This window comes from Streptomyces flavofungini (assembly GCF_014650815.1).
Classification (GTDB): domain Bacteria; phylum Actinomycetota; class Actinomycetes; order Streptomycetales; family Streptomycetaceae; genus Streptomyces; species Streptomyces flavofungini.
Window position 1 is genome coordinate 76,477 of sequence record NZ_BMVR01000002.1, and the last position, 25,002, is coordinate 101,478.

Annotated in this window: 21 protein-coding genes and 3 pseudogenes; 7 read left to right on the forward strand and 17 right to left on the reverse strand. The window is 71.4% G+C overall.

The window, feature by feature from the left end; all coding sequences use genetic code 11:
• The first annotated feature begins 135 nt into the window (after nucleotides 1-135).
• Entirely contained in the window at nucleotides 136-1,536 is a 1,401-nt protein-coding gene (locus IE274_RS04165; protein ID WP_190114206.1) for an L-serine ammonia-lyase, read from the forward strand.
• Between the two features lie 33 nt (nucleotides 1,537-1,569).
• Here IE274_RS04165 and IE274_RS04170 read toward each other — a convergent pair whose 3' ends face one another.
• Nucleotides 1,570-2,448 (reverse strand): phosphatidylinositol-specific phospholipase C, encoded by an 879-nt coding sequence (locus IE274_RS04170; protein WP_190114207.1) that lies wholly within the window; start codon nucleotides 2,446-2,448, stop codon nucleotides 1,570-1,572.
• A gap of 248 nt (nucleotides 2,449-2,696) precedes the next feature.
• Here IE274_RS04170 and IE274_RS04175 point away from each other — a divergent pair, with 248 nt between their 5' ends.
• Nucleotides 2,697-3,248 carry a glycoside hydrolase family 25 protein gene (locus IE274_RS04175; RefSeq protein WP_190114208.1) on the forward strand — a complete coding sequence of 184 codons (552 nt, stop codon included), beginning with the start codon at nucleotides 2,697-2,699 and terminating at the stop codon, nucleotides 3,246-3,248.
• A gap of 127 nt (nucleotides 3,249-3,375) precedes the next feature.
• Here IE274_RS04175 and IE274_RS40300 read toward each other — a convergent pair.
• Both IE274_RS40300 and IE274_RS04185 read right to left on the reverse strand, forming a co-directional pair.
• Nucleotides 3,376-3,690, reverse strand: a pseudogene (locus IE274_RS40300) (endonuclease domain-containing protein); the annotation flags it as partial.
• A gap of 361 nt (nucleotides 3,691-4,051) precedes the next feature.
• Nucleotides 4,052-4,288: a zinc-binding dehydrogenase gene (locus IE274_RS04185; protein WP_229909202.1), complete on the reverse strand. Its 237-nt coding sequence runs from the start codon at nucleotides 4,286-4,288 to the stop codon at nucleotides 4,052-4,054.
• Between IE274_RS04185 and IE274_RS04190 the strand changes: the two are divergent.
• Nucleotides 4,244-4,990: pseudogene (locus IE274_RS04190) on the forward strand (AraC family transcriptional regulator); the annotation flags it as partial. The gene IE274_RS04185 and the pseudogene IE274_RS04190 overlap by 45 nt on opposite strands.
• Nucleotides 4,991-5,000: 10 nt before the next feature.
• Here IE274_RS04190 and nadE read toward each other — a convergent pair.
• The 3 genes from nadE to IE274_RS04205 all read right to left on the reverse strand — a co-directional run bounded on the left by nadE (nucleotide 5,001) and on the right by IE274_RS04205 (nucleotide 7,226).
• Entirely contained in the window at nucleotides 5,001-5,831 is an 831-nt protein-coding gene (gene nadE, locus IE274_RS04195; RefSeq protein WP_307821960.1) for an NAD(+) synthase, read from the reverse strand.
• A 39-nt stretch (nucleotides 5,832-5,870) separates the two neighbouring features.
• A complete protein-coding gene (gene bla / locus IE274_RS04200; protein WP_190114210.1) occupies nucleotides 5,871-6,836 on the reverse strand; it encodes a class A beta-lactamase in 966 nt (321 codons plus the stop codon).
• 177 nt (nucleotides 6,837-7,013) lie between these two features.
• Nucleotides 7,014-7,226, reverse strand: coding sequence for an EF-hand domain-containing protein (locus tag IE274_RS04205; protein ID WP_190114211.1), 213 nt, complete (start codon nucleotides 7,224-7,226; stop codon nucleotides 7,014-7,016).
• An 81-nt stretch (nucleotides 7,227-7,307) separates the two neighbouring features.
• On the opposite strand from IE274_RS04205, the gene IE274_RS04210 reads away from it, so the two are divergent.
• Nucleotides 7,308-7,487, forward strand: coding sequence for a hypothetical protein (locus tag IE274_RS04210; RefSeq protein WP_190114212.1), 180 nt, complete (start codon nucleotides 7,308-7,310; stop codon nucleotides 7,485-7,487).
• Between the two features lie 388 nt (nucleotides 7,488-7,875).
• Here IE274_RS04210 and IE274_RS04215 read toward each other — a convergent pair whose 3' ends face one another.
• From IE274_RS04215 to IE274_RS04240, 6 genes are all read right to left on the reverse strand, one after another.
• A complete protein-coding gene (locus tag IE274_RS04215) occupies nucleotides 7,876-9,063 on the reverse strand; it encodes a YncE family protein (protein ID WP_190114213.1) in 1,188 nt (395 codons plus the stop codon).
• Nucleotides 9,063-9,827 (reverse strand): polysaccharide deacetylase family protein, encoded by a 765-nt coding sequence (locus IE274_RS04220; RefSeq protein WP_190114214.1) that lies wholly within the window; start codon nucleotides 9,825-9,827, stop codon nucleotides 9,063-9,065. Before IE274_RS04220 ends, IE274_RS04215 begins: the two co-directional genes overlap by 1 nt.
• Before the next feature lie 408 nt (nucleotides 9,828-10,235).
• Complete coding sequence (locus IE274_RS04225) at nucleotides 10,236-10,739, reverse strand: ATP-binding protein (protein ID WP_190114215.1); 504 nt, start codon at nucleotides 10,737-10,739, stop codon at nucleotides 10,236-10,238.
• Nucleotides 10,740-11,014: 275 nt separating this feature from the next.
• Nucleotides 11,015-11,785, reverse strand: a complete 771-nt coding sequence (locus IE274_RS04230) for an enoyl-CoA hydratase/isomerase family protein (RefSeq protein ID WP_190114216.1) — start codon at nucleotides 11,783-11,785, stop codon at nucleotides 11,015-11,017.
• Nucleotides 11,786-11,896: 111 nt separating this feature from the next.
• Entirely contained in the window at nucleotides 11,897-13,138 is a 1,242-nt protein-coding gene (locus IE274_RS04235) for a L,D-transpeptidase (RefSeq protein ID WP_190114217.1), read from the reverse strand.
• Nucleotides 13,139-13,310: 172 nt separating this feature from the next.
• Nucleotides 13,311-14,573, reverse strand: coding sequence for a L,D-transpeptidase (locus IE274_RS04240; RefSeq protein WP_190114218.1), 1,263 nt, complete (start codon nucleotides 14,571-14,573; stop codon nucleotides 13,311-13,313).
• 156 nt (nucleotides 14,574-14,729) lie between these two features.
• Between IE274_RS04240 and glgX the strand changes: the two genes are divergently transcribed.
• A complete protein-coding gene (gene glgX, locus IE274_RS04245) occupies nucleotides 14,730-17,111 on the forward strand; it encodes a glycogen debranching protein GlgX (RefSeq protein ID WP_190114219.1) in 2,382 nt (793 codons plus the stop codon).
• A gap of 108 nt (nucleotides 17,112-17,219) precedes the next feature.
• Nucleotides 17,220-18,173, forward strand: a complete 954-nt coding sequence (locus IE274_RS04250; RefSeq protein ID WP_190114220.1) for a LysR family transcriptional regulator — start codon at nucleotides 17,220-17,222, stop codon at nucleotides 18,171-18,173.
• A 59-nt stretch (nucleotides 18,174-18,232) separates the two neighbouring features.
• On the opposite strand, the gene IE274_RS04255 is transcribed toward IE274_RS04250, so the two are convergent.
• Nucleotides 18,233-19,078 carry a hypothetical protein gene (locus IE274_RS04255; protein ID WP_190114221.1) on the reverse strand — a complete coding sequence of 282 codons (846 nt, stop codon included), beginning with the start codon at nucleotides 19,076-19,078 and terminating at the stop codon, nucleotides 18,233-18,235.
• A 260-nt stretch (nucleotides 19,079-19,338) separates the two neighbouring features.
• Here IE274_RS04255 and IE274_RS04260 point away from each other — a divergent pair, with 260 nt between their 5' ends.
• Nucleotides 19,339-20,754 carry a carbohydrate-binding protein gene (locus IE274_RS04260; RefSeq protein ID WP_190114222.1) on the forward strand — a complete coding sequence of 472 codons (1,416 nt, stop codon included), beginning with the start codon at nucleotides 19,339-19,341 and terminating at the stop codon, nucleotides 20,752-20,754.
• 199 nt (nucleotides 20,755-20,953) lie between these two features.
• On the opposite strand, the gene IE274_RS04265 is transcribed toward IE274_RS04260, so the two are convergent.
• From IE274_RS04265 to IE274_RS04280, 4 genes and pseudogenes are all read right to left on the reverse strand, one after another.
• Nucleotides 20,954-21,586, reverse strand: a complete 633-nt coding sequence (locus tag IE274_RS04265; protein ID WP_190114223.1) for a response regulator — start codon at nucleotides 21,584-21,586, stop codon at nucleotides 20,954-20,956.
• A complete protein-coding gene (locus tag IE274_RS04270; protein ID WP_190114224.1) occupies nucleotides 21,576-22,937 on the reverse strand; it encodes a sensor histidine kinase in 1,362 nt (453 codons plus the stop codon). The genes IE274_RS04265 and IE274_RS04270 overlap by 11 nt, the downstream gene beginning before the upstream one ends.
• 47 nt (nucleotides 22,938-22,984) lie before the next feature.
• Nucleotides 22,985-23,827, reverse strand: a complete 843-nt coding sequence (locus IE274_RS04275) for an ABC transporter permease (protein ID WP_190114225.1) — start codon at nucleotides 23,825-23,827, stop codon at nucleotides 22,985-22,987.
• Nucleotides 23,828-23,982: 155 nt separating this feature from the next.
• Nucleotides 23,983-24,885: pseudogene (locus IE274_RS04280) on the reverse strand (ABC transporter ATP-binding protein); the annotation flags it as partial.
• Between the last annotated feature and the right edge of the window lie 117 nt (nucleotides 24,886-25,002).

The window sequence follows — 25,002 nt, forward strand, 5'->3', positions numbered from 1 at the left end:
TTCCGGGGCACCGCGCACACTGGACATGAGGACAGTGCGCACGGTGCCCCGCACCACGTGCCCTCCGGCACGGCAAGCTGCCCCCGCACCACCCGGCGGACAACGGCGTCTACCACCCATCATTGGAGTTCCACCGTGGCCATCTCGGTCTTCGACCTGTTCTCGATCGGCATCGGCCCGTCCAGCTCCCACACGGTCGGCCCGATGCGCGCGGCGCGCATGTTCGCCCGCCGCCTCAAGAACGAGGGCCTGCTGGCCCACACCGCCTCGATACGCGCGGAGCTGTACGGCTCCCTGGGCGCCACCGGCCACGGCCACGGCACCCCCAAGGCCGTCCTGCTCGGCCTGGAGGGCGAGTCGCCGCGCACGGTGAACGTGGAGTCGGCGGACGGCCGCGTCGAGGAGATCAAGTCCACGGGCCGTCTGAACGTCCTCGGCATGCACGACATCGCCTTCGACTTCGACGCCGACCTGGTCCTGCACCGCCGCAAGGCCCTGCCGTACCACGCCAACGGCATGACGGTCTTCGCGTACGACGCCGACGGCGCGCTCGTCCTGGAGAAGACGTACTACTCGGTCGGCGGCGGCTTCGTGGTCGACGAGACCGTGCTTTCCCAGGAGGGGGCGGCCGGGGAGAACCCGATCGTCCCGGACGACACCGTCCTGAAGTACCCGTTCCGCACCGGCGACGAGCTGCTCCGCCTGTCCTCCGAGACCGGCCTGTCCATCTCCGCCCTGATGCTGGAGAACGAGAAGGCCTGGCGCACCGAGGACGAGATCCGCTCCGGCCTGCTCGACATCTGGCGCGTCATGCAGGCCTGCGTGTCCCGGGGCATGTCCCGCGAGGGCATCCTGCCGGGCGGCCTGAAGGTCCGCCGCCGCGCCGCTAACTCGGCCCGGCAGCTGCGCGCCGAGGGCGACCCGGGGGCCCGCGCGATGGAGTGGATCACGCTGTACGCGATGGCGGTGAACGAGGAGAACGCCGCGGGCGGCCGCGTGGTCACCGCCCCGACGAACGGCGCCGCCGGGATCATCCCCGCCGTCCTGCACTACTACATGAACTTCGTGCCTGGCGGCTCCTCCCAGGAGGAAAAGGATGAGGGCGTCGTCCGCTTCCTGCTCGCCGCGGGCGCCATCGGCATGCTCTTCAAGGAGAACGCCTCCATCTCCGGCGCCGAGGTCGGCTGCCAGGGCGAGGTCGGCTCCGCCTGCTCGATGGCCGCGGGCGCCCTCGCCGAGGTCCTCGGCGGCTCCCCGGAGCAGGTCGAGAACGCCGCCGAGATCGGCATGGAGCACAACCTCGGCCTGACCTGCGACCCGGTCGGCGGGCTCGTCCAGATCCCGTGCATCGAGCGCAACGGCATGGCGGCCGTGAAGGCCGTCACCGCCGCGAAGATGGCGATGCGCGGCGACGGCAGCCACAAGGTGTCCCTCGACAAGGTCATCAAGACCATGAAGGAGACCGGCGCCGACATGAGCGTGAAGTACAAGGAGACGGCGCGCGGCGGGCTCGCGGTCAACATCATCGAGTGCTGAGCCCGGCCGCGCCTGCCGGTGTCCGGGTGCGGTCTAGTTGTGCGCGATCAGTGACTCCACCAGTCCGGCGCGGGTGTTCGGGTAGTCCATCGGGACGATGCCGAGCCCGCGCCAGGCGCGCCCTTCCGCGCTGTCGAGCAGGGAGTGCGTCTTCGGGTTGAGGTCGTCGGCGTTCCAGCGCGGCGGGATCGCGGCCGCCGTGCTGACGAAGTTGATGTACTGCTTGCCGGGCTGGGCCGCGGCCTTCCGGAAGTGGGCCTCGACCTTGGGGAACTTGGCGGCGGGTACGGCGTTGTAGTCGTCCTGGATGTCGAAGAGGCCGCCGTCGCCCCAGCGGATGCCGCCGGGCAGGCCGCCGTTGTCGGCGATCAGCACGACCTTCCCGCGCACCTCGCCGAGGCGCGGCCAGGCGTTCCCGATGTGGAACAGGGAGCGCCAGCCGCGCCGGTCGAGGTAGTCGTCGAAGAGCGCCCGGAACGTCGCGTCGCTCTCCTGCGAGTACTCCTGCTTGACCCGCATCAGCACGGTCTCCGTGGGCTGTCCGCGCAGGAAGTCCCGGCAGGCGCCGAGCACGTCGTCGAAGTTCAGGTTCTGGTAGAACGCGCCGTGGTGGATGCTGAACGACCCCTCGAAGGCCCGGCACCGGATGTCCAGGAACCGTATGCCGGAGCCCAGTTGCTGCCCCAGCGTGGTGTTCTGGCACTCCACCCACCAGCCGCCGAAACGGGCACCGGAGTCATGGGTGCCGGGGATCGTGAGGCGCTGCAGGGGAGTTGAGGCGTCGATGCCCGCCATCCAGTTCTGCACGCCGAGAGCACGCGTGCGGCTCCTGGCGGACGCGGGGGCGGTGAGAAGGGCGGTGGCGGCGGTGGCCGTGGCGCCGGTGAGGAAGGCGCGGCGGGTCAGGGGCATGTGGGGTCCCGTATCCGTGAGTGGGGAGGGCGGACGCGCGTGTCCGTACTCCATACACGTACGGAGGCAAGGAACGCCAGTACGAGGGTGGAACCCGCCCCTCACGGGGAACGGTCAAGTAACAGTCAACCGTTGACCGTTCACACGCCGGACCTGAACCGATCACCGATCACCCCTTACGCGCCGGACCCGGCCACCCCACGGCCCCCCGGCGCCGGGCCCACTCCCCCCACTCCGCTGGAGGCCACATGCTGCGCGGCATCGACGTCAGCTCCCACCAGTCGTCCTTCTCCACCGACGGACTCTCCTTCGTCATCATCAAGGCGACGGAGGGCCGCTCCTACATCAACCCCCGCCTCACCGCCCAGACGAAACTCGCCCGCGACGGCGGCTGCGTCGTCGGCTTCTACCACTTCCTGTGGCCGGGCAACATCACCGCCCAGGCCGAGTACTTCGTGAGCAAGGCACCCGAGAGGGCCGGGGACTTCCTGGCCGTCGACTGGGAGTGGACGGGCGACCACACGGCCGCCACGAACGCGGAGAAGGACCGTTTCATCCGCGAGGTGAAGCGCCTGCGCCCGAACCATCGGACCACGTTGTACACGAACCGCGATTTTTGGTTGAACCGCGACACGACTTCGTACGCGGGCGACGGCCTATGGATCGCCGACTACGTGACCGCGGGCAAGCCCCGTATCCAGGCGAAGTGGCGCATCCACCAGTACACGTCGACGCCGCTGGACAAGAACGTGGCGGACTTCGCGAGCGAGGACGCGATGCGGGACTGGGCCACTCCTTAGCCGCCTTGGGCAAGCTGCTCCTTCCGGAGCAGCTTGGCCGACGGGTTGGCGAGATAGCTGTCGAGCAGTCGAAGGTGCGTAGCTCGGGCGGGAGCGCTTCGTACCAGGCGAGACCACAGGCGTTGCAGTTCGAGCACACGAGGCCACGTACGTATGCTCCGCAGCACCCCCGGCCGGGACAGCACGCGTGATCGTGGTCAATGTGCAGTGAGCGCCTCACCTCCTCTGCGGAAGCTCCGCAGATGGCGCGGCGCCCTCCCTGACGGCGGAGCAGCAGATCGATGAAGTCACTCGTCACGCCATAGAGAGCGAGCCGTACTCGTTCGGCGTTGCACGGCTTGCAGTACGGACGCGGGGCACCGCCCGGATTGACGAGGGAGTACTCCGAGACCGGCTTGCTCTCGCCGCATGCGAGACAGTCGACGACGCCGCGCTGGAGCATCGCCTGACAGGACGCGCTGTCTCGCTTTCTCCGTGAAGGCGCGAGAGGCCGCCCTGCACTCTGCTGGTCGTAGTGTCCTGTGTAGAGCCCTCTGGCAGAGACGGTCCGGTCACAGCCATCGAACGCACAGGGTCGGTAGCCACCCGGTGCGGAGCGGTGACGCGTGACGGGGGCCGAGGTCTTGCCTCGATGGAGCTGTGAGTAGGGAGCACGGCACAGCCCCTTTGTCAGGGGAAACCTGTCGGACGACCGGTCACACGCCCAGTCGTCCCCGCTTGCAGAACAGTTGCGCGTGTATCGATCAACGAGCCGAACGGCCTTGCGTCACCCCGGCATTGACACCGGGGTGACCGTACGATCGCTACGGCCGCACCACGATCTTCCCGACGTGGGTGTTCGTCTCCATGAGGCGGTGGGCGTCCGGCATCCGGTCGAGGCCGTCGAAGCTCCTGGCGATCTTGGGGCGCAGGGTGCCGTCCCGTAGGCCCGAGTTGAGGTAGGCGGAGGCGCGGCGGCGGGCGTCGGTGGCGTCGGTGGTGTCGGTGGTGTCGGTGACGATGGCGTTGTTGTAGCCGTGGACGGTTACGGGCCAGGTCATGGGGACGGTGGCGGGGCGGGCGTCGAGCCAGCCGTAGAGGACGTATGCGGCGTTCTCCGTGTGGACCGGTTCGAGCTGAACCCGGACGGGTCCTGGCCGCAACCTCCCGAGCGGCTGCCGGACGACGCGACGGGCGAGCCGCCCGCCGCGGTGCTCCTCTGCGGCGCCTACCGCCTCGACCGCGCCCGCGCCCACCCGCTCCTGGCCGAGCTGCCCGAGGTGATCCACCTGCCCGCCCGCGTCGGCGCCCACAGCTCGCTGCGCGCGGCCGTGGAACTGCTCGGCGCCGAGCTGGACGACCCGAAGCCGGGCTCGGACACCATCGTGTCGGCGCTGCTCGACACGCTGCTGCTGTACATCCTGCGGGCCTGGTGGCTGGGCGAACGGCAGGGCGCGGGGCATCCGACGGGCTGGGCGGCGGCGCTCGCCGACCCAGCGGTGGCGGCGGCGCTGCGGGCCGTGCACGCCGACCCCGCGCATCCGTGGACGGTGGCGGAGCTCGGCGCGCTCGGCGGGCTTTCCCGGGCCCCGTTCGCCCGCCGGTTCGCGGCGACGGTGGGCCGCCTCCTGCGCACGGAGGAAGCGCCGCTGCGCGTGGTCGCGGAACGCAGCGGTTACGCCTCGGAGTTCGCGTTCGCCAAGGCGTTCAAGCGGCAGTCCGGGGTGGCGCCGGGGCAGTACCGCAGGGGGCGGGCCGCGTAGGGGCGGGCCGTCACGGCCCGACGGGCAGCTGTCGCTTGTGGTCGGTGAGGCGGTAGCGGCGGACGATCGTGTCGAAGGCCCGCGCGTCCACCGGCTTGCCCTCCAGGAAGTCGTCGACGTCGTCGTAGGTGACGCCGAGCGCGTCCTCGTCGGCCTTGCCCGGGTCGAGGGTCTCCAGGTCGGCCGTGGGGGTCTTCCACACCAGCTCGGTGGGCGCGCCGAGGGCGTCCGCGACGGCACGCACCCGGCGCTTGGTCAGACCGGTGAGCGGGACCAGGTCGGCGGCGCCGTCGCCGAACTTGGTGAAGAACCCGGAGACCGCCTCGGCGGCGTGGTCGGTGCCGACGACCAGGCCGTCGTGCGCCCCGGCGACCGCGTACTGGGCGATCATGCGCTGCCGGGCCTTGATGTTGCCGTGCACGAAGTCCTGGTGGTGGGCGTCGCGGAAGCCGACACCGGCGGCCACGGAGGCTTCGAGGGCGGCGTCGCTGGCGGGCTTGATGTCGACGGTCAGCACGTCGTCGGCCTGGATGAAGGAGAGCGCGAGCTGCGCGTCGTGCTCGTCGGCCTGGACGCCGTACGGCAGCCGCATGGCGTGGAAGCGGGCCTCGTGCCCGGCGGCGCGGGCCCGCTCGACGGCGAGCTGGCAGAGCCGTCCGGTGGTGGTGGAGTCGACGCCGCCGCTGATGCCGAGCACGAGGGAGCGCAGGCCGGTGCCGGTCAGCCGCTCGGCGAGGAACGCGACCCGGCGCTCGATCTCGCGCTCGGCCTCGAAGACCTCGGCCACCTGGAGTTCCCGGGCGATCTCCTGCTGCAGGGCGATGGCCGCCGACTCGCTCACGTCTGGCTCCTTGTTCCGGTTCACGATGTGCCGCCCAGCCTACCGAGGGGTTTTTCCGGGCAGCACGGACGTCACGTACTCGGCGGCTTCGGCGAGCAGCGCCTGGTCGTACGGGGCGTCCTGCGCCGCCTTGCTCGTCATGATCGCGAGGAGGACGGGCGGCGCGGACTCCGGGGGCCAGAGGACGGCGATGTCGTTGAGGGTGCCGTAGTCGCCGGTGCCGGTCTTGTCGGCGATGGTCCAGCCGCGCGGCAGTCCGGCCTTGATCCGCTCGGCGCCGGTGGCGTTGCGCTTCAGGAGGTCGAGGAGGAAGGCGCGCTTCCGGGCCGCGAGCGCGTCGCCGAGGACGATCTTCCGGTACGTGCCGCCGAAGGCCCGGGGCGAGCTGGTGTCGCGGGGGTCGCCGGGGGTGGCCTCGGTGATCGCCGGTTCGATCCGGTCCATGCGCGTGACCTTGTCGCCGAGGCCGCGGGCGTACGCGGTGAGGCGGTCGGGGCCGCCGAGGTCGCGGAGCAGGAGGTTCCCGGCGGTGCCGTCGCTGAAGCGGATGGCCGCGTCGCAGAGCTGCCGGATCGTCATGCCGGTGTCGACGTGGCGCGCGGTGATCGGCGCGTGCTTCATGAGATCGGCTCTGCTGTACGTGACCCGCTGGTCGAGGTGGGACAGCGGGTTGCCGTCGAGGACCGCGGCCGCGGCCAGGGCCTTGAACGCCGAGCAGAACGCGAACCGCTCGTCCGCCCGGTGGGCGAGGGTGGCGCCGGTGCCGGTGTCGAGGGCGTAGACGCCGAGGCGGGCGTCGAACTTCCGCTCCAGGCCGGCGAATCGACGGCGGTGACGACGGCGGTCGGCCGCGGGGACGGAAGGGGAGTCCGTCGGGTCCGGGGCCGACGACGAGCCGCGCGGCGGGGCGTCGGACTCCGAGTCCTTCGAGCAGGCGGCCAACGGCACCAGCGCCGCCGCCCCCAGTAACCCGCGGCGCGTCAGGGCCGGTCGGGGCGACGTCATGGCCTTCCCTCCGTCGGAGTTCGCGAAGACAACACTTCGCGAACACAACGCTTCGCGAAGACAACGATCTGGAGCGAACGATACCTGCGGCCCGGGCACGCGAAGGGGCCGCTCCCCGGACTCCGGGTGCGGCCCCTTCGTGGGCGCGGGGGCGGCCGTGCGGCGCGCCGGCACACGCTACTTGTTCAGGCTCGCCCAGAACTCGTCGAAGGACAGCAGCTTGTCGCCGTTGGTGTCCTTGGACTTGATGATGGCCTCGGCGACCGACTCGGTGACGTTCCAGTCCCCCATCTGCGCCATGGCCGTCTTGTACTCCGTCGCCGTGATGAATCCGTCGCCGTCCGCGTCGAATCGCTCGAACGTCTTGCGTGCCTCTTCGATGTCCGCCACCGGGTCCGCCCCTTCTTCGTGTCTTACTGCCGGTGGTCAGGGTAACGGCCGGTCCGGGTGGCGCTCGCAAGGAGTACGGCCATGGTCAGCGCACCGGTGCCGGTCGACGGCGTCCTCGTCCGGCCCGTGGGCGCGGAGGCCTTGTCCTTCGGCGGTGGCGGGGTGCCCCGGGGAGGGCGCACGCGCTGGATCATTCAGTCGCGCGCCGGGATTCTTGCGATATCGCGCGTTGTTCCGGCCACGCCGCATCGCGATCTTTGAGGAGTGCCTCCGCCTGGACCGTGGCGGGGGCCTCTTCATGGAGGAGTGACGTCGTGGCCGGGTACTTCGAACCGTTGACCATGGGCAAACTGGAGCTGCCGAACCGTCTGGTGATGGCGCCGGCTGCAGTTCGTCGCGCAGCCCGTGGCCGACCTCGGTCAACGAGACGCGTCTGCAATATCTCCATCTCGGCGCGTTCCGTCATCATCTCGGCGCGTTCCGTCATCCGACTGATCCCCCCTGATCAAACCGCCGATGTACGCGATTGCGCCGCATCGTTCACACCCGCTGAACGACGGCCACCCGTCGGCGCCCCTTCCCCGGCGGCGCGGCCCCCGAACTCGCCCTCCCCCCCCACGGCGTGGACGGCGTTCACCGCGCATGCCGCTCAGCGGAAGATGCCGGTGTGACCCAGTGAGTAACGGCCCGGCTGCGGATACACGGCCAGGCCGTGCGGGCCCCCGCCCACGGGGATGCGGGCCACCTGGACACCGGTCCGGGTGTCGATCGCGTAGACCTCCGAGTCGTACCGGCCGGAGAGCCACAGCGTGTGGCCGTCGGCCGAGACCCCGCCCATGTCAGGGCTCCCGCCGTCCGGCAGGCGCCACTTCTTCGTGAGCTTGTCCTGGCGGAAGTCGAAGACGGAGACCGTGCCCTCGCCCCGGTTCGACACGTACATCTCGCGGGAGTCGCGGCTGACGTACAGGCCGTGGCAGCCCTTGCCGGTCGGCAGGAGCTCGGGCTTGCCGAAGGTGTCGCCGTCGAGGACCCACATGCCGTCGGCCATCATGTCGGCGACGTAGAACTTCTTGCCGTCGGGGGACATCTTCACGTCCTGCGGCATGGCTCCGTCGAAGGGCAGCTTCTGCTGCCCGACGACCTTCATCTTCTCGGTGTCGACCTTCAGCAGCTCCCCGCTGAACTCGCAGGAGACGATGAAGTAGCGCCCGTCGAGGGAGAAGTCGGCGTGGTTGACGCCGTAGCAGCTGACCGGCTCGGTCTTGACGCGCTTCATGCTGTGCGGGTCGCGGAAGACGAGTTCCCGGTCGAGCGAGGCCATGACGACGGCGTACTTGCCGTTGGGCGTGAAGTAGAGGTTGTAGGGGTCGTGGACCTCCACCGGCTTGCCCGCCTTGCCGGACTGGGGGTCGATCGGCGTGAGGGTGTGGCCGCGGTTGTTGTTGACCCAGAGCGTCTTCATGTCCCAGGAGGGCACGACGTGCTGGGGCTGGACCCCCACGGGGATGGTGTCGATGACCTTGTACGTCGCCGGGTCGATGACCGAGACCGTGTTGGAGTTGGTGTTGGGGACATAGACCCGGGACGGGAAGTCCTTGACCACCGGGGAGAGCTTGTTCGGCCGGTCGGCGGCGTAGACGTCCTTGGGGTCGAGGACGGGCGGCATGCCGGGCAGGCCGTGGATCTTCTTCGGCTCGGCCGGTTTGACGGGGGCCTTGGTCGCGAGGGCCTTGTTCTCACGGCCCCCGCGCTCGGTGCCGCAGCCCGCGAGGGCGGTGAGGACGGCCGTGCTCGCGAGCAGGGCGGCGACGCGCGTGGCCAGGGTCAGGTTTCGCATCAGGTGAGCAGCTCCGTGGTCGTGACGGCGCGCAGGCCGCGGCGGTCGAGTTCGTCCAGGACGGCGGGGAGCGCGGCGACCGTGTCCGCGTACCCGAAGTGCAGGCTCACCAAGGAGCCCGGACGGACCTCGGCGGCGATCTTGCGGGTGACGGCCGGGGCGCCGGGCGAGGTGAAGTCGAGGGAGTCGACGTCGTAGGAGAGGACGTGCGGGTAGCCCGCGCGCCGGGCCAGACGGGCGACGAGCGGGGTGGCGCGCTCGGCCCGCGAGGGGCGGAACCAGTTGCCGATGCCGCCGGTGAGGCGACGCAGGCGGTCCGCGCAGCCGGTGATCTCGGCGTAGGCCTCGGCTTCGGGGAGGCTGTTGATGGTGCGGTGGCGCAGGGTGTGGTTGCCCAGGTCGTGGCCACCGTCGAGGATCCGTCGGGCCAGAGCGGGGTGTTCGTCGAGCCAGGTGCCGACGGCGAGGACGGTGACGCGGGCGCCCGCGCGTTCGGCTTCGGCGAGCAGGGCGCGGGCGGTGGCGGGGTCGCCCTGGCCGTGGAAGGTGAGGGCGACCTCGGGGCGGCCGCGGGGGCTGTGGGCGATCTGGGCGGGCAGGCCGGGGAAGGCCCGGGGGCCCGGCGCGGGCGCCCGGTGCGGCTGTCTCGCGGGGCGCGGCCCACGGCTGCTTCCCGCCGTGGCGCAGCCCGCGAGGGGGGTGAGGGCGAGCCCAGTGCCGATGCGCAGCGCGCCGCGCCGGTCGGTCGAAGTCACGCGACCCATTTATAGGGCGGCGACCTCCGAAAGCCGCTGATCGACATGAGGAGCGGTCCAGACCAAGGAGTTCCGCTCGGGCTCGCGATGACCCCCCACAGGTGCCGTTTAGCCATCGTTTACAAGGTGCGTGCTCTATCTCACCAAGGATTCACCTTTAAACTGTCACGATATGACCGTGAATGCCCGCATTGGGACTTTTGGATCGGAGGCCCCCGTCTGCCATAGTCGACGGAGCGACCCTCTTTGACCCGAGCTACGTCGCCTTACGGGCTGCGGACCACACCCACACACGGTCCCGGCCTCGCTTGAAGGCCCCCGACAGCGCCGCCACCCACGGCCCCGGGGGCTTTCGCGTATCTCGACGGACCTTCGCTTGCCCCGAGGGGCTCACGCGCACCCGGACGGGCGCGATCGCTAGCGGTCGGTGATCCGCATCTCGAACCACGTCGTCTTGCCGCGCGGCAGCAGATCCACGCCCCAGCGGTCGGCGAGCTTGTCGACGAGGAACAGGCCCCGGCCGCTGATGTCGAGCTCATGGACGGGCATCAGACACGGCAGTCCGCGCGAGGGGTCGCGCACCTCGACCCGGATCCAGCCGCGCCGCCGCAGCGTGCGCAGACCGAAGACGCGGGCGCCGGTGTGCCGCACGGCGTTGCCGACGAGCTCGGACACCAGCAGGACGACGTCCTCGGTGAGCTTGGGGGTCAGTCCCCAGTGGCGCAGGACGACCACCTGCGCGAGGCGGCGGGCGATGGCTGCGGACTCCGGGCGCGAGGGCAGCGGGACCTCGGCTTCGGTCGGGTTGCCGAACAACTCCAGTGCCTTCAGGCCGTGTTCGTCCTCCACTGCCGGAGACCAGCGCGCCGCGGTCACACCTGCGTGCCGCTGCGGCTGTTCGATGCCCTCCTGCCCCGCCATGCCCCCCATCATGGCCGCCCCGCGACCGCGTTGGGGCCGTTCCGACGGAATAAGCCCCCCGGAAGCTTCCATTCCGGGGGGCCGTCCAGGCATATGCCAACGGCAGTTCGGGCCCTGCCGCACCCGCTCTCACCTGCGATGACTTCTTGCTCATGGGTGATCACAGAGTGCCCATCAGGGCACCGCCTTAAGGTTGTCTTAAGCCTGCCATAAACCGCCCCTTCGGGGGACACTTTGGCTGACGGGCCTTCAACTGGCCTGACTCCGGCCTGACTTCAGCGGAACTTCGCCTTGCCGGGGCCGTCCTCCACGAAGCTGCGCATGCCCCGCTCGCGGTCCTCGGTGGCGAACAGGCCCGCGAACCACGTGCGTTCGATGGCGAGGCCGGTGTCGATGTCCGCCTCCAGGCCCGCGTCCACACTCTCCTTGGCGGCCCGCAGCGCGAACGCGGGACCCTGCGCCAGCTTGGCGGCCCACGCGTGCGCCTGCTCGTACACCTCGGCGGCGGGCACCACCCGGTCCACCAGGCCGATGGCCAGGGCCTCGTCGGCCTTGACCATGCGGCCGGTGAAGATCAGGTCCTTCGCCTTGGCCGGGCCGACCAGGCGCGGCAGGCGCTGGGTGCCGCCCGCGCCCGGGATCAGGCCGAGCAGGATCTCGGGCTGGCCCAGCTTGGCGTTGTCGGCGGCCATGCGGAAGTCCGCGCACAGGGCCAGTTCGCAGCCGCCGCCGAGGGCGTACCCGGTGACGGCGGCCACGACCGGCTTGGGAATGCGGGCGATGGCGGTGAAGGAGTCCTGCAGGGCCCGGGACCGCACGATCATCGCCGCGTGGTCCATGTCCTGCATCTCCTTGATGTCCGCGCCCGCCGCGAACACCTTCTCGCCGCCGTAGAGGACGACGGCCCGTACGTCGTCGCGGGCGGTCGCCTCCGCCGCGAGGTCCTTCAGGCCGTCCTGGAGCTCGATGTCCAGGGCGTTCATCGGGGGCCGGTCGAGACGGATCGTCCCGACGCCCGCGGCGACTTCGAGATGCACAGTTGTCATGCGGGGCACGTTAGCGGGCGTTCACGGGGAAAGGCCCGGTGCACTGCGTCACAGTGCGCCGGGCCTTTCCGAAAACCGTCAGGAGTCGAAGCCGACCCGTTGGGACAGGCGCTAGGACTTCCACTTCTCCCAGGACATGTTCCAGCCGTTGTAGCCGTTGTCCGGCGCGATGATCTTGTCGTTCGAGTTCTTCACCACGACGACGTCACCGACCATCGAGTGGTTGAAGAACCAGGCGGACGGCACCTGCTTGTCGTAGCCGCCGCGCACGTCGCGCAGGCCGATGCAGCCGTGCGAGGCGTTGTAGTTGCCGAAGGCGTCGCCGCCCCAGTAGTTGCCGTGGATGAACGTGCCCGACGTGGACAGGCGCTGCGCGTGCGGCACGTCCTTGATGTCGTACTCGCCGCCGTAGCCGACGGTCTCGCCGTTCATGCGGGTCACCTCGAGGCGCTCGCTGATGACCATCTGGCCGTTCCACGTCTCGTAGCCGGGCTTGCCGGTGGTGACGGGGATCTTCTTGAAGACCTTGCCGTCGCGCACGACGGTCATCTTCTTGGTCTTGACGTCGACGGTGGAGACCTGGCTGCGGCCGATCTCGAAGGTGAGGGTCTTGGACTGCTTGCCGTAGACCCCCGGGCGGCCCTCGACGCCGTCGAGGTTCATCTTCACGGTGACCTTGGTGCCGGGCTTCCAGTACTTCTCCGGGCGGAAGTCCAGGCGGTCGTTGCCGAACCAGTGGCCCTCGACCGGCACGGACGGCTCGGTCTTGATCTCGATGGCCTTCTCGACTGCCGCCGGCGACGTGATGCCGCGCGAGAAGTTCACCGAGAACGGCATCCCGACGCCGACCTTGGTGCCGTCCTCCGGGTTGAACTGGCCGACGAAGGTGTTCTTCGGCACCAGGGTCGTGAACGCCGAGTCCTTGGCGGACGCACGGCCCTCGGAGTCCTTGGCGATCGCGTGGACCTTGTACTTGGTGCCGGCCGCGAGATGCCGCTCGGGCGCCCACTTCGCGCCATCGGCCACGATCTTCCCGGGGACGGCCTTGCCCTTGGGGTCCTTGACCGTCACCTCGGACAGCTTGCCCTTGGCCGCGGATATCCTCAGCGCGCCGCTGGTGGCCACGGCGTCCGCGCCGTCCTTGGGGGCGATGGTGACGACGGCCTGCGAGGGCTTGTTGTCGTCCGCCTTGCCCTTGCCGCCGTCCCCGTCGCCGGAGTCCCCGCCACCGCCGCACGCGGTCACGAGCAGCAGCGTCGCCCCGGACGCCGCCGCGAACAGTGTCTTGGCGCCCCGCCGCCGCCCGCGCTTTCGCGCGTGGGCCGACGCCCCCGATATCGGTCGCCCGTTCAAAGCGTTCTCCCCTCGCACGGCCCGATCAGGCCCGCACTCCAGTGCCCCGCGCGGTGGTCGAGAATGAGCCGACTCGCGCACTGCGCTAGATAATCACAGGCCCCGAAGCGATGACTCCCCGCCAATGTCACCGTTCCGTTCCAACTGCGTTCACGGTGCGGACCTGTGGCCGTCAGGGGCGGCCCGAGCGGGGCCTCTTGTCGTCCTTTTCCCTATCTGCGGCTTTCTTTCCCGTCTTCCATTCCGTCCAGTCCATGTTCCAGCCGCCGAGTCCGTTGTCGGGAGCGACTTTCTTGTCGTTGCTGTTGACGACCTCGACGACGTCACCGATGAGGCTGCGGTCGAAGAACCAGCCCGCGGGCGTCCGCGAACTGCCGCCCTTCACGTCGCGCAGGCCCACGCAGCCGTGGCTGACGTTGGTGTTGCCGGGGGCGTTCGGCGCCCAGTAGTTGCCGTGCAGGAAGGTGCCGGAGGTGGTCAGGCGCATGGCGTGCGGCACGTCCGGGATGTCGTACTCGCCGCCGAAGCCGACGGTGCGGCTGTTCATGCGGGTCACCTCGAGCATCTCGGTGACGACCATCTTGCCGTTGTACGTCGTGGTCTTCGGGGCGCCCGCGGTGATCGGGACCGTGGAGAGCAGCTCGCCGTCGCGGCGTACCGCCATGGTGTGCGCGGCGGCGTCGACCAGGCTGACCTGGCTGCGGCCGATGGTGAAGGAGAACGTCTTGTCCTGCAGGCCGTAGACGCCGGGGGCGGCCTTCACGTCGCGCAGGTCCAGGTCCACGGTGACCTCGGTGCCGGGCCGCCAGTACTTCTGCGGGCGGAAGTCGAGGCGGGTGGCGCCGAACCAGTGCGGCCGGATCTCCACGTCCGGTGCCGCGCTGACCCGGACGGCGCGCTGGACGGCCTCCTTGTCGACGACCTCGCGGTTGAACTCCAGGGACACGATCATGCCGGTGCCGACCGTGGCGCGGTTCTCCGGCGTGACGTACCCGATGAAGCGCTCGTCGGGGACGAACGTGGTGAACGTGGTGTGCCGCGCGGTGCGCCGCCCGTGGCCGTCCAGGGCGACCGCGTCCACCGTGTACTTGGCGGCGAGCGCGAGCGGCCCGTCGTCCACCGGGCGCCACGTCGAGCGGTCCTTGCCGATGCGCCCGGGCACCTCGGCCTCCTGTGCGTCCTGGGACCGCACCACCCGCACGGACTCCAGGCGCCCGTCCGGCACCCGCACTTCGAGGCGCTCCCCGGCGCGCACGTTCTTGTCGCCGTCGCCGGGCGTGACCCGGATCGCGTCGGCGGGCCGCGGCGGCTTGCCCAGCATCCCGTCGAACTCCGAGCCGGAGCAGCCCGTGGCTCCGAGTACCAGTCCTGCCCATGCCACCGCTGCGGCCAGCGCGGCCCCTGCGCGCCGAGCGCGCCTCGTTGCCTGTCTCACGTGGGTCCCAACGACCGTGCCCGCCCGGGGAAACGTGAGTGCGACGCACCGGCTGGGCAGAACAGACAGCAAGGACGTTGTGCGGGCAGCCGCGGCCGGGACGCCGCACGCCCTGATCGCGCGCGTCGACCGGCCGGAGCCGCGGGAGGCGAGCAGGTGTCGAGCGCAGCCGAGCAGGAGGCAGTCCAGCGGGCGCGGGTCCACGGCCGGCCGGAGGACGGCCGGACCACCGCCGCCGGGTCGAACGGCGGGCGCGGGGCGCGGGCCCGGCAGGCACCCGCGCGAACCGTGTGGCCGGGGGCGCCGACGCCGCTGGGCGCGCGGTTCCGGGTGGGGCCCGACGGGGTCGCGGGCACCAACTTCGCGCTGTGGGCGGGCGGGGCGGAGGCCGTCGAGCTGTGTCTGTTCGACACCGACGACACCGACGACAGCACGGACAGGGCGGACGGCACGGGTGGCGGCGGGAGCGGTCGTACCGTCGAGACCCGCTGTCCGCTCACGGAGCTGACGCACGAGATCTGGCACGGCTTCCTGCCGGGTGTCCTTCCGGGGCAGCGGTACGGCTTCCGGGTGCACGGCCGCTGGGACCCGTGGACGGGCGCCCGGTTCAACGCGGCGAAGCTGCTGCTCGACCCGTACGCCCGCGCGGTCGACGCGGGCGCGGGCGACGACTACGGCGCGCTGCCGCCGGAGGTGTACGGCCATGTCCGGGACTGGCCGCAGCAGCACGTCGCCGACACCGTGCGCGACGACCGCGACTCGGCCCCGTACGTGCCCAAGGGCGTGGTGGTGCACGACGACGCGCCCGACGACGAGTGGTGCGACGACCGGCGCCCGAAGACGCCCTGGGCGGACTCGGTCATCTACGAACTCCATGTCCGCGGCTTCACCCGGCTGCACCCGGGCGTCCCGGAGCACCTGCGCGGTACGTACGCGGGGCTCGCGCACCCGGCCGCGATCGACCATCTCGTACGCCTCGGGGTGACGGCCGTCGAGCTGCTTCCCGTGCACCAGTTCGCGCACGAGGACCACCTGCTGCGCCGGGGCCTCAGGAACTACTGGGGCTACAACTCGATTGGGTACTTCGCGCCGCACGCGGCCTACGCGGCGTCCGGCACCCGCGGCCAGCAGGTCGGCGAGTTCCGGCGGATGGTGCGGGCGCTGCACGAGGCCGGGATCGAGGTGATCCTCGACGTCGTCTACAACCACACGGCAGAGGCGGGCGAGCTGGGGCCGATGCTGTCCCTGAAGGGCATCGACAACCGCGGCTACTACCGGCTCCAGGGCGACGCGCGCCGGTACGCCGACTACACCGGGTGCGGCAACACCCTGCACGTCGTCCAGCCGCACGTGCTCCGCCTGATCACCGACTCGCTGCGGTACTGGGTGACGGAGATGGGCGTGGACGGCTTCCGCTTCGACCTCGCGGCGGCGCTCGCGCGCTCCTTCCACGACGTCGACATGCTCTCGCCGTTCCTCGCGGTCATCGCGCAGGACCCGGTGCTTCGGCGCGTGAAGCTGATCGCCGAGCCGTGGGACGTGGGGTCCGGCGGCTATCAGGTGGGGGCGTTCCCACCTCTGTGGACGGAGTGGAACGACCGTTACAGGGGCGCGGTCCGGGACTTCTGGCGCGGCGCCCTGCCGGATGTACGGGATCTGGGGTACCGCCTGTCCGGGTCGAGCGACCTGTACGCGTGGGGCGGGCGGCGGCCGTACGCGTCGGTGAACTTCGTGACGGCCCACGACGGCTTCACGCTCCGCGACCTGGTGACGTACGAACGCAAGCACAACGAGGCCAACGGCGAGGGGAACAGGGACGGTGCGGACGACAACCGGTCCTGGAACTGCGGGGTCGAGGGCGAGACGGACGACCCGGACGTGGCCGCGCTGCGGCGGCGGCAGCTGCGGAACCTGATGACCACGCTGCTGTTGTCCACGGGCGTGCCGATGCTCGTCGCGGGCGACGAGATGGGGCGCACACAGGGCGGCAGCAACAACGCGTACTGCCAGGACAACGAGATCAGCTGGGTGGACTGGGAGCAGCGCGCGGAGCCCGGCTGGCGGGAGCTGCTCGCGCTGACGTCGCGGCTCATCGCCCTGCGGCACCGGCATCCGGTGCTGCGGCGGCGGTCCTTCTTCTCCGGCCGGGCGCACTCGGCGGACGGGCTGCGGGACCTGGCGTGGTTCACGGCGCGCGGCACGGAGATGACGGAGGCCGACTGGTACGCGCCCGCGGCGACGCTCGGCATGTATCTGTCGGGGCGCGACATACCGGGCCGGGACGCGCACGGGGTGCCGGTCACGGACGACAGCTTCCTCGCCGTGCTGCACACCGCGGAGCGGCCCGTGGACTTCGTACTGCCGGGGCCGCCGTGGGCTGCCGCCTATGAGGTCCTGGTCGACACCTCGCTAGAGGAGCAGGGAGAGGCGCCGGGGGCGTTGCTGGCGGCGGGGACGGCGGTGCGGGTGGACGCGCGGTCGGTGTTGCTGCTGCGGGCGGTGCCCGGCGATGCGGAGGCGGGAGCAGGAGCGGGGTGAGCGGGTGGGGTGACAGGGCCATGTCGGGGAGCCCCTGCGGGACTTGATGGGCTTTCAGGTCCGTACCAAGGTATTGCCGATGGCGCGGACGCGGACGAAGCTCACCGCATGGACCTGGAGTTGCGGCACCTGAAGACGATCCGGGCGATCGCCGACGCGGGCAGCCTCACCAAGGCGGCCACCGCCCTGGGCCTCGCGCAGCCCGCGCTCAGCACCCAGCTGAAGCGGATCGAACGGGCCCTGGGCGGGGAGCTGTTCGAGCGCGGGAGGTCGGGGGTGCGGGCCACCGCGCTCGGTGAGTTCGTGCTCGCCCGGGCGCGCATCGTGCTGCCCGCGGTGACCGGGCTCCAGGAGGAGGCCGAGCGGTTCACACGTGGCTGGCAGGATCAGCGCGGTTTCCGGCTCGGGGGTACGCACGGGCCGCTGCTCGGCGGGCTCGTCGACCGGCTGGCCGCGGCGCATCCCGATCAGCCCGTGTCCACGTACACCTCCTGGTCGGAGCGGGAGATCGCCGCCCAGGTGGCGGCCGCCCGGCTGGACTTCGCCCTGGTCGGGACGTGCGGGGCCAGCACACCGCCGGAGAGTGAGCGACTGGTGTGGCGGGAGGTGGCTCGGGATCCGGTGTTCGTCATGCTGGCCACGGGGCATCGGCTTGCGGGGGCCACGGAGGTCGAGCTGGGCGGGCTTGCGGGCGAGGCCTGGACGGACGTGCCCGGGGACGGGTGCTTCGGGGACTGCTTCACCGCCGCGTGCGCGCGGGCCGGGTTCGCGCCGTCTTCGGTGTACGAGACCGATACCGCGTCGTGCGTGCATTTGGTGCAGGTGGGGCGGGCTGTGGGGTTGTGCCGGGCCACGTTTCCGCCTACCGGGGGGATCGTCACTCGGCCGCTTGCGGGGGCGCCGTTGTACTGGCGGCATCTGCTGGGGTGGCATCCGGAGACCTACGCGCATGACACGGCCGCGGAGGTGCTGGCGCATGCGCGGGCCGCGCACGCGGAGGCCGCGGCTCGCAGTGAGAGCTATTCGGCTTGGCTGGCTCTGCCGGGGGCGGAGGTGGGTTAGCCCTGGCGGGGCGCTCGGGTGGTGCCGGGCTCGGGCGCAGGCAATCCCTGAGCGCACGGTCAGCCGGTCCACGCCTTCAAGGACTCGGCGGTCAGATCGCCCCGGGGCCCGACCGCTTCGGCCACCCCGAGGCACTCGCTGTCGCGGAAGACACCCAGTTCGTAGGACACGGAATCGGCATCGACGGAGCGCACGACGACACCTATCTCGTAACGGCCGGGATAGGTCACCTCGCCGAGGTAGTGCACTCGGTACGACTGCGGGGGCAGGTCCGGCACCGGATCGGTTTCGGCCGTTCCCGCCGCGTGCCGCACGAACGCGGCGATCGCCTCGTCGTAATAGGTGGCCAGGGCTATGTAGTTGACGTGTTGGTTGGAGTCGACATCCCCAATGCGCGCGAGCAGCGGGGCGAAGTACCGATAGTGGTCCCGCTGGCCGCGTTCCGGGCCCGGCCGGGCCGAGGGTGCGGCGCTCGACTCAGGCAACGCCAGCTCACCGAGGTCCTCGACCAGCTCGTCCGGAAGCGGGAGGGCGCCGCTTGCGCCGACGAGCACGATGGTGGCATTCCCGCTCGCCACACGGCCGCCGTCGATGAAGGCGGCCTGCTCGTAGGTGAACGACGATCGTCCGATGCGGCGCACACCGGTGTGGACCTGGGCCCGGGCGCCTGCCCGGCCGACGGGACGAAGACGCTCGACGTGCTGGTTCACAAAGAATATCTGGAACGGAACGAACCCGCCGGAGGCCACCAGTCGTTCGAAGCGGCGCAGGCGCAGCCGTATCCGGGCATCCTCCAGCCAGCGGGCCACGCCGATCGCGTCGGCCGAGCCGTCGCGGCCCAGATCGGCCTGGCGAACCAGGACGTCGGACTGCACGGGGAATGTGGAACCGTCAGCATCGGGCATGGGTCTCAACCTCTCGATGGGCGCTAGGGGCCGACGATACCGATGGCCCGATCCTCACCGGCTCGGGCATCCCACGCCCGCCGGCCCAACGGCAGCGGCTCCTCCTGTCCCCACCGTCCATAACGTCGGCGTAGGGGGGCAACTGGCATCTATTTACCGGCTGTTGACCCTTCTACGGTGTGGTCGACCGGAGAACGCGCGGGTCCCGCTTCCCCGCTTTCAGGGATCCGCCGCTCCCCGTCCACACCGAGGAGACCCCCATGCAGCTCAGACATGCCTCCCCGACTCACGACAGTTGTAAAGCGCTCCGCCGCGCGCAGGCGGCGGGTGCCGCGCTGGCCGCCGCTGGTGCGCTCGTGCTCGCCGGGCTGCCCGGCTCGGCGGTCGCGCAGTCCGACTCCCCGTCCCCCTCCCCCACTCCCCGTGACGCCGCGGCTGCCGCCGCCGTGGGTCAGACGTCGCCCGAGGTCCTGAAGGCGATGCAGCGTGATCTGCGGCTGACCGCAGGGCAGGCCAAGGCGCGGCTGGCCAACGAGGCGGAGGCGGGGGCCGCGGGCGGCGCCCTGCGGTCCGCGCTCGGCCGGGACTTCGCGGGCGCCTGGGTGAGCGGCGCCACCTCGGCCTCGTTCACCGTCGCCACCACCGACGCCCGGGACGTCGCGGCCATCGAGGCCGAGGGCGCCCGCGCCCTGGTGGTACGCCACTCACTCGGCCAACTGGACGCCGCCAAGGCCAAGTTGGACCGGGCCGCGAAGAGCACCCGGACCGCCGACGCGCCCGTGTGGTACGTCGATGTGAAGTCCAACGCGATCGTGGTGAACGCCGTCAAGGCCTCCGCCGCGCACCAGCTGGTCAAGGCGGCGAAGGTCGATCGCGGGCTCGTCCAGGTACAGAGGACCGCCGAACGGCCGCGGCCCTTCTACGACATCGTGGGCGGCGAGGCGTACTACATGGGCAGCGGTGGCCGCTGCTCCGTGGGCTTCTCCATCACACAGGGCGCCACGCAGGGTTTCGCCACGGCGGGTCACTGCGGACGTGCGGGCACGACCACGCGCGGCGTGAACCAGCAGGCCCAGGGCACGTTCCGGGCCTCGATCTTCCCGGGCCGGGACATGGCGTGGGTGGCCGCCAACGCGCAGTGGACGTCGACGCCCTACGTCAAGGGCTCCGGCGGTCAGCGCGTGAGCGTCGCCGGTTCGACGCAGTCGCCGGTGGGCGGTTCGATCTGCCGCTCCGGATCGACGACCGGCTGGCACTGCGGCACGATCTCGCAGCACAACACCAGCGTCACCTACCCCGAGGGCACCATCAGCGGTGTGACCCGTACGACCGTGTGCGCGGAGCCCGGTGACTCCGGCGGCTCGTACATCTCAGGCAGCCAGGCGCAGGGCGTGACGTCCGGTGGTTCGGGCAACTGCCGCTCCGGCGGCACCACGTTCCACCAGCCGATCAACCCGCTGCTTCAGCAATACCAGCTGACGCTGAAGACGACGGGCGGCGGCCAGGACCCGGGCCCCGGCCCCGGTGACCCGTCCGGCACCTGGGCGGCCGGCTCCGTGTACGCGGCCGGTGACACCGTCACCTACGACGGCGCCACCTACCGCTGCCTCCAGCCGCACCAGTCCCAGCCCGGCTGGGAGCCCCCGAACACTCCCGCCCTGTGGGAGGCCGCCTGACCCTGCCCGGGCCCGCCCTGACCGGGCGGGCCCGTCCGGTCCCGGGCGGCACCACTGGCCCGCCCGGGTCCCGGACGGCACCACTGCTCATCCGCGCTGGTGGGAGCGTGGATGCGGACCCATGGCCGTCAGGCCGCGACTCCGGGGGGAGACGTGGCTGCAAGGATCGGATTCCGGCCTCGGCCGACCGCGTGGACGGTCAGTCGAGGATGCCGCGGCGATAGGCCGTTGCCACTGCCGCGGCCCGGTCCTTGACGTCCAACTTGCCGTAGATATGGGTGAGGTGGGTCTTGACCGTGGCCTCGCTGATGAACAGCCCCTTCGCGATGTCGCGGTTGGACGTGCCCCTGGCGACGAGCACGAGCACTTCCCGTTCTCGGGTGCTCAGCTGCTCGTCGTCAGGGGCACGTACGCGTCGTACCAGGCGCGACGCGACGGCCGGGGACAGCACGGTGCGGCCCTCGGCGGCGGCGCGGACGGCGCCGAACAGCTCGTCGCGCGGGGCGTCTTTGAGCAGATAGCCCGTCGCGCCCGCCTCGATGGCGGGCAGCGTGTCGGTGTCCGTGTCGTACGTGGTGAGCACCAGGACGCGGGCCCTGGCTCCGCGTCGGGTCAGCTCGGCGATGGCGTCGACACCGCCGCCGCCCGGCATCCGCAGGTCCATGAGGACGACGTCCGGGTCGAGCCGGGCCGTCAGCTCGACGGCCCCCACGCCGTCGGCCGCCTCGCCGAGAACCTCGAAGCCGGGCGCCGACTCGAACATGCCCCGCAGTCCGTCGCGCACGACCGGGTGGTCGTCCACGACGACGAGGGTGATCGTTTCAATGTTCATCGCCCACCAACGGTACGCGCGCCGATACCGCCGTACCGCCGCCCGACTCCGACTCCACGCTGAGGGCGCCCGCGATGCGCTCGGCGCGGGCCCGCATGCCCCTGAGCCCGAAGCCGCCGGTGCGGGTGCGGGCGGGCAGGGCGAGCGGGTCGAAGCCGCGGCCGTCGTCGCGGACGTCGAGGGCGACCTCGCCCGCCATGTACGACAGGGTGACGCCGACGCGGGTCGGCGCCGCGTGCCGGGCGGCGTTGGACAGGGCCTCCTCGACGATGCGCAGCAGGGTCGCCTCCACCTCCTCGTGGAGGGGCTTGCCGGTGCCAGTGACCGTGAAGTCGGCGCGCACGCCCGTCCGATCGCCCCACTCCCTGACCGTCTTGCGCAGGGCCTTGGGCAGGCTGTCGTGCTCCAGGGCGACCGGGGCGAGGTTGTGCACGGAGCGGCGGGCCTCGCCGAGGCTGTGCCGGGCCAGGGCGGTGGCCCGGTCCAGGTGCTCGCGGGCGAGCTCCTGGTCGGGGGTGTTCGCGACGACCTGGAGCTGGGCGATGATGCCGGTCAGGCCCTGCGCGATGGTGTCGTGGATCTCGGCGGCCAGGCGTCTGCGCTCGTCGGCGACGCCCGCTTCGCGTGCTTGGAGCAGGAGTTGGGCGTGCAGCGCGGCGTTCTCGTCCATGGCCTGCTGCAGCGCGGCGTTGGCGGCCTCCAACTGGTCGATGGTCCGCTCCTGGAACCGGGTGCGCTCCTCCTCCTTGTTCGCGATGTGGGCGAAGACCGTGATCAGCCCGACGTTGGCCCCGAGCATCGCCCCGAACACCACCCAGCCGATCCGCCCGTGCGGCGGCAGCCCACCCGCCTGCGCCCCCGCCATGGTCACGGCCGTCGCGAACAGCCCGGCCGGGACCAGCCGGCGCGTGAGCAGCCGCTCCGACCCGAAGTACCCCGTGACGGCGTAGAACACGAAGAACGGGTTCAGCCACGCCAGCGTGAACGCGAGCCCCCAGCGCACGAAGTAGTACGCGGTGCCCGACCGGGACGGCCCCGGCCGAGAGCGCGCGGCCCCGATCCACCTGACCTGGAGGACCACGGCGACGCCGACGAGGACCACCGCCACGGTCCACTCCCCCCGCCCCATCCCGACGACAGCGCTGGTGGCCGCGGAGAGCAGGGTGCCGAAGGCGAGGAGGGCGAGGGGACCCCAGCGGTGGAACAGCTCCCAGCGTTCGGTGACGAGGGTGGCGGGGGTGGGGATGGTGGAGGTGGCGAGGGTGGCGCCGGGGATGGTGGGAGTACCCGGCGTGCCCGGCGTGCCCGGCGCTGCGGGTGCGGGGTCGTTCGGCGTGCTGGGTCGTGCCATGGGCCCAGTCTCGTCCACCCGGCCCACAGCGCCCGCCGCGCGGTCGGTCACTCCCAGCGGAACCATCGCGCCGCCGCCGTGGTGAGCACCGCCGTCCACAGGACCAGGACGCCCAGGTGGGCCGGGCCGGGCCAGTCGCCGGACGCCGCCTGGTTGAGGGCCTCCGCGGCCGCGCCGAACGGCAGGGCCTCGACGACCTGGGCGAGGGTGTCCGGCATCGCCTGCACCGGCAGCCAGACGCCCGCGCTGAACATCATCGGGAAGAACACCGCCGAACCGACCGCCGTCGCCGCCTTGGAGGTGCGCGACAGCGCCGACACCAGGGCGCCCAGCGCCAGCGCGGAGGCGACGGCAAGGACCAGGGCGACCGCGTACCCGAATATCTGCCGGGGCAGCGGCACGTCGAAGACCGCCCGGCCCACCGCCAGGGAGAGCAGCGCCGAGCCGAGCGCGGCCGCGCCGTGCAGTCCCATCTGCGCGCCGAGCACCGCCGTGGGCCGCACGGGCGTGGCCGACATCCGGCGCAGGATCCCCCGCTCGCGGTACCCCGTGATCACCGGCGGCATCGCCTGGACCCCGGCCATGATCATGGACAGCAGCACGGTCACGGGCACATACGCGTCGACCAGCCGGATGCCGCCCAGGTCGTCCTGTGCCTCCCGGAAGGACGGGACGGACCCGAGGACCACCAGGAGCACCGTGGGGAAGGCGAGGACCCAGAAGAGGGAGCCCGGTTCCCGCCGGAACAGCCGCACTTCGGCCTTGAGGACGGCTCGGGCGGCACCGGGGGTGCGGGCCGGGGCGGAGTGCGGGCCGGGGGCGGAGGCAGGGGTGGTGGGGCCGGTGGCCGGCGGGCTGGTGGCGTCGGCTGAGGCGGCTGGAGTGGTCATGCCGGGGCTCCGTGGTGTCCGGGGCGGGTGGGTGCGGGGGCGTCGGTGGGGTCGTGGCTGTCGGTGGGCGGGTGGCCGCCGGTGGGTGCGTGGCCGCCGGGGTGGCCCTCGGACCGGGCCGTCGGGTGGTCCTCTGTGGGCGTGGGCGTGGGCGTGGACGTGGTCGTCAGGTCCAGGAACGCGTCGTCCAACGTGGCTTCGGTGACGCGGAGTTGGTGGGCCGTGATCCGGTGTCGGGCCAGCAGGGTGAGGAGGGCGTCGACGGTGGCGTCGGTGCCGTTGAGGGTGAGGCGGCCGTCCTTCTCCGTGGCGGAGCTGAGCCGGGGCAGCGCGGCCAGGTCGGCGGGGGTGAGCGGCACCGACGGCGTGAAGGAGATGACCGTGGAGCCCGCGGAGCGGCCGATGAGACCTGCCGGGGTGTCGAGCGCGGCCACCCGGCCCCGGTCGATCACCGCTATGCGGTCGCACAACCGCTGGGCCTCCTCCATGAAGTGGGTGACGAGCAGGACCGTGACACCGCTGTCCCGCACTTCCTCGATCAGTTGCCAGGTGTCCCGGCGTGCCCGCGGGTCGAGGCCGGTGGTCAGCTCGTCGAGGACGACGACGCGGGGACTGCCGATCAGGGCGAGGGCGATGAACAGGCGCTGCTTCTGGCCGCCGGAGAGCTTGGCGAAGCGGGTGTTCAGCTTGTCGGTGAGGCCGAGGCGCTCGGCGAGCGGGCGCCAGTCGGCCGGGCGGGTGTAGAACGCGGCGTACAGCTCGAGTGCCTCGCGGACCGTGAGCTTCGGCTGCAGTTCGCTCTCCTGGAGCTGCGCGCCGAGGACGCGGGTGACCTGGGCGTGGTCCGCCACCGGGTCGAGTCCGGCGACGCGCACCGCGCCCACGTCGGGCACGCGCAGGCCCTCGACGCATTCGACGGTGGTCGTCTTGCCCGCGCCGTTGGGCCCGAGGACGCCGAAGATCTCGCCCTGCTCGACGGCGAAGGTGACGCCGTCGACGACGGCTCGGCCGCCGTAGACCTTGCGCAGGTCCCTGACTTCGATGATGGGAGGAGGCATGGACCAAGCCTCGCCGTCACGGCCCCCGGCCCACATCGTCCATCCCGCTGCGACCGCCATCAACCGATCGGTTGATGGACCCCTACGACCCCCCGGCGGCCCCCGAACGCACCACGG

Coding starts and splice junctions, on each gene's coding strand:
- IE274_RS04185 (WP_229909202.1), bottom strand. CDS start 4,288: ATGACCTGGCCCGTAACCGTCCACGGCTACAACAACGCCATCGTCACC.
- IE274_RS04230 (WP_190114216.1), bottom strand. CDS start 11,785: ATGACAACTGTGCATCTCGAAGTCGCCGCGGGCGTCGGGACGATCCGT.
- IE274_RS04220 (WP_190114214.1), bottom strand. CDS start 9,827: ATGGGTCGCGTGACTTCGACCGACCGGCGCGGCGCGCTGCGCATCGGC.
- IE274_RS04170 (WP_190114207.1), bottom strand. CDS start 2,448: ATGCCCCTGACCCGCCGCGCCTTCCTCACCGGCGCCACGGCCACCGCC.
- IE274_RS04215 (WP_190114213.1), bottom strand. CDS start 9,063: ATGCGAAACCTGACCCTGGCCACGCGCGTCGCCGCCCTGCTCGCGAGC.
- IE274_RS04270 (WP_190114224.1), bottom strand. CDS start 22,937: ATGGCACGACCCAGCACGCCGAACGACCCCGCACCCGCAGCGCCGGGC.
- IE274_RS04260 (WP_190114222.1), top strand. CDS start 19,339: ATGCAGCTCAGACATGCCTCCCCGACTCACGACAGTTGTAAAGCGCTC.
- IE274_RS04175 (WP_190114208.1), top strand. CDS start 2,697: ATGCTGCGCGGCATCGACGTCAGCTCCCACCAGTCGTCCTTCTCCACC.
- IE274_RS04225 (WP_190114215.1), bottom strand. CDS start 10,739: ATGGCGGGGCAGGAGGGCATCGAACAGCCGCAGCGGCACGCAGGTGTG.
- IE274_RS04255 (WP_190114221.1), bottom strand. CDS start 19,078: ATGCCCGATGCTGACGGTTCCACATTCCCCGTGCAGTCCGACGTCCTG.
- IE274_RS04210 (WP_190114212.1), top strand. CDS start 7,308: ATGGTCAGCGCACCGGTGCCGGTCGACGGCGTCCTCGTCCGGCCCGTG.
- IE274_RS04275 (WP_190114225.1), bottom strand. CDS start 23,827: ATGACCACTCCAGCCGCCTCAGCCGACGCCACCAGCCCGCCGGCCACC.
- IE274_RS04265 (WP_190114223.1), bottom strand. CDS start 21,586: ATGAACATTGAAACGATCACCCTCGTCGTCGTGGACGACCACCCGGTC.
- IE274_RS04250 (WP_190114220.1), top strand. CDS start 17,220: ATGGACCTGGAGTTGCGGCACCTGAAGACGATCCGGGCGATCGCCGAC.
- bla (WP_190114210.1), bottom strand. CDS start 6,836: ATGACGTCGCCCCGACCGGCCCTGACGCGCCGCGGGTTACTGGGGGCG.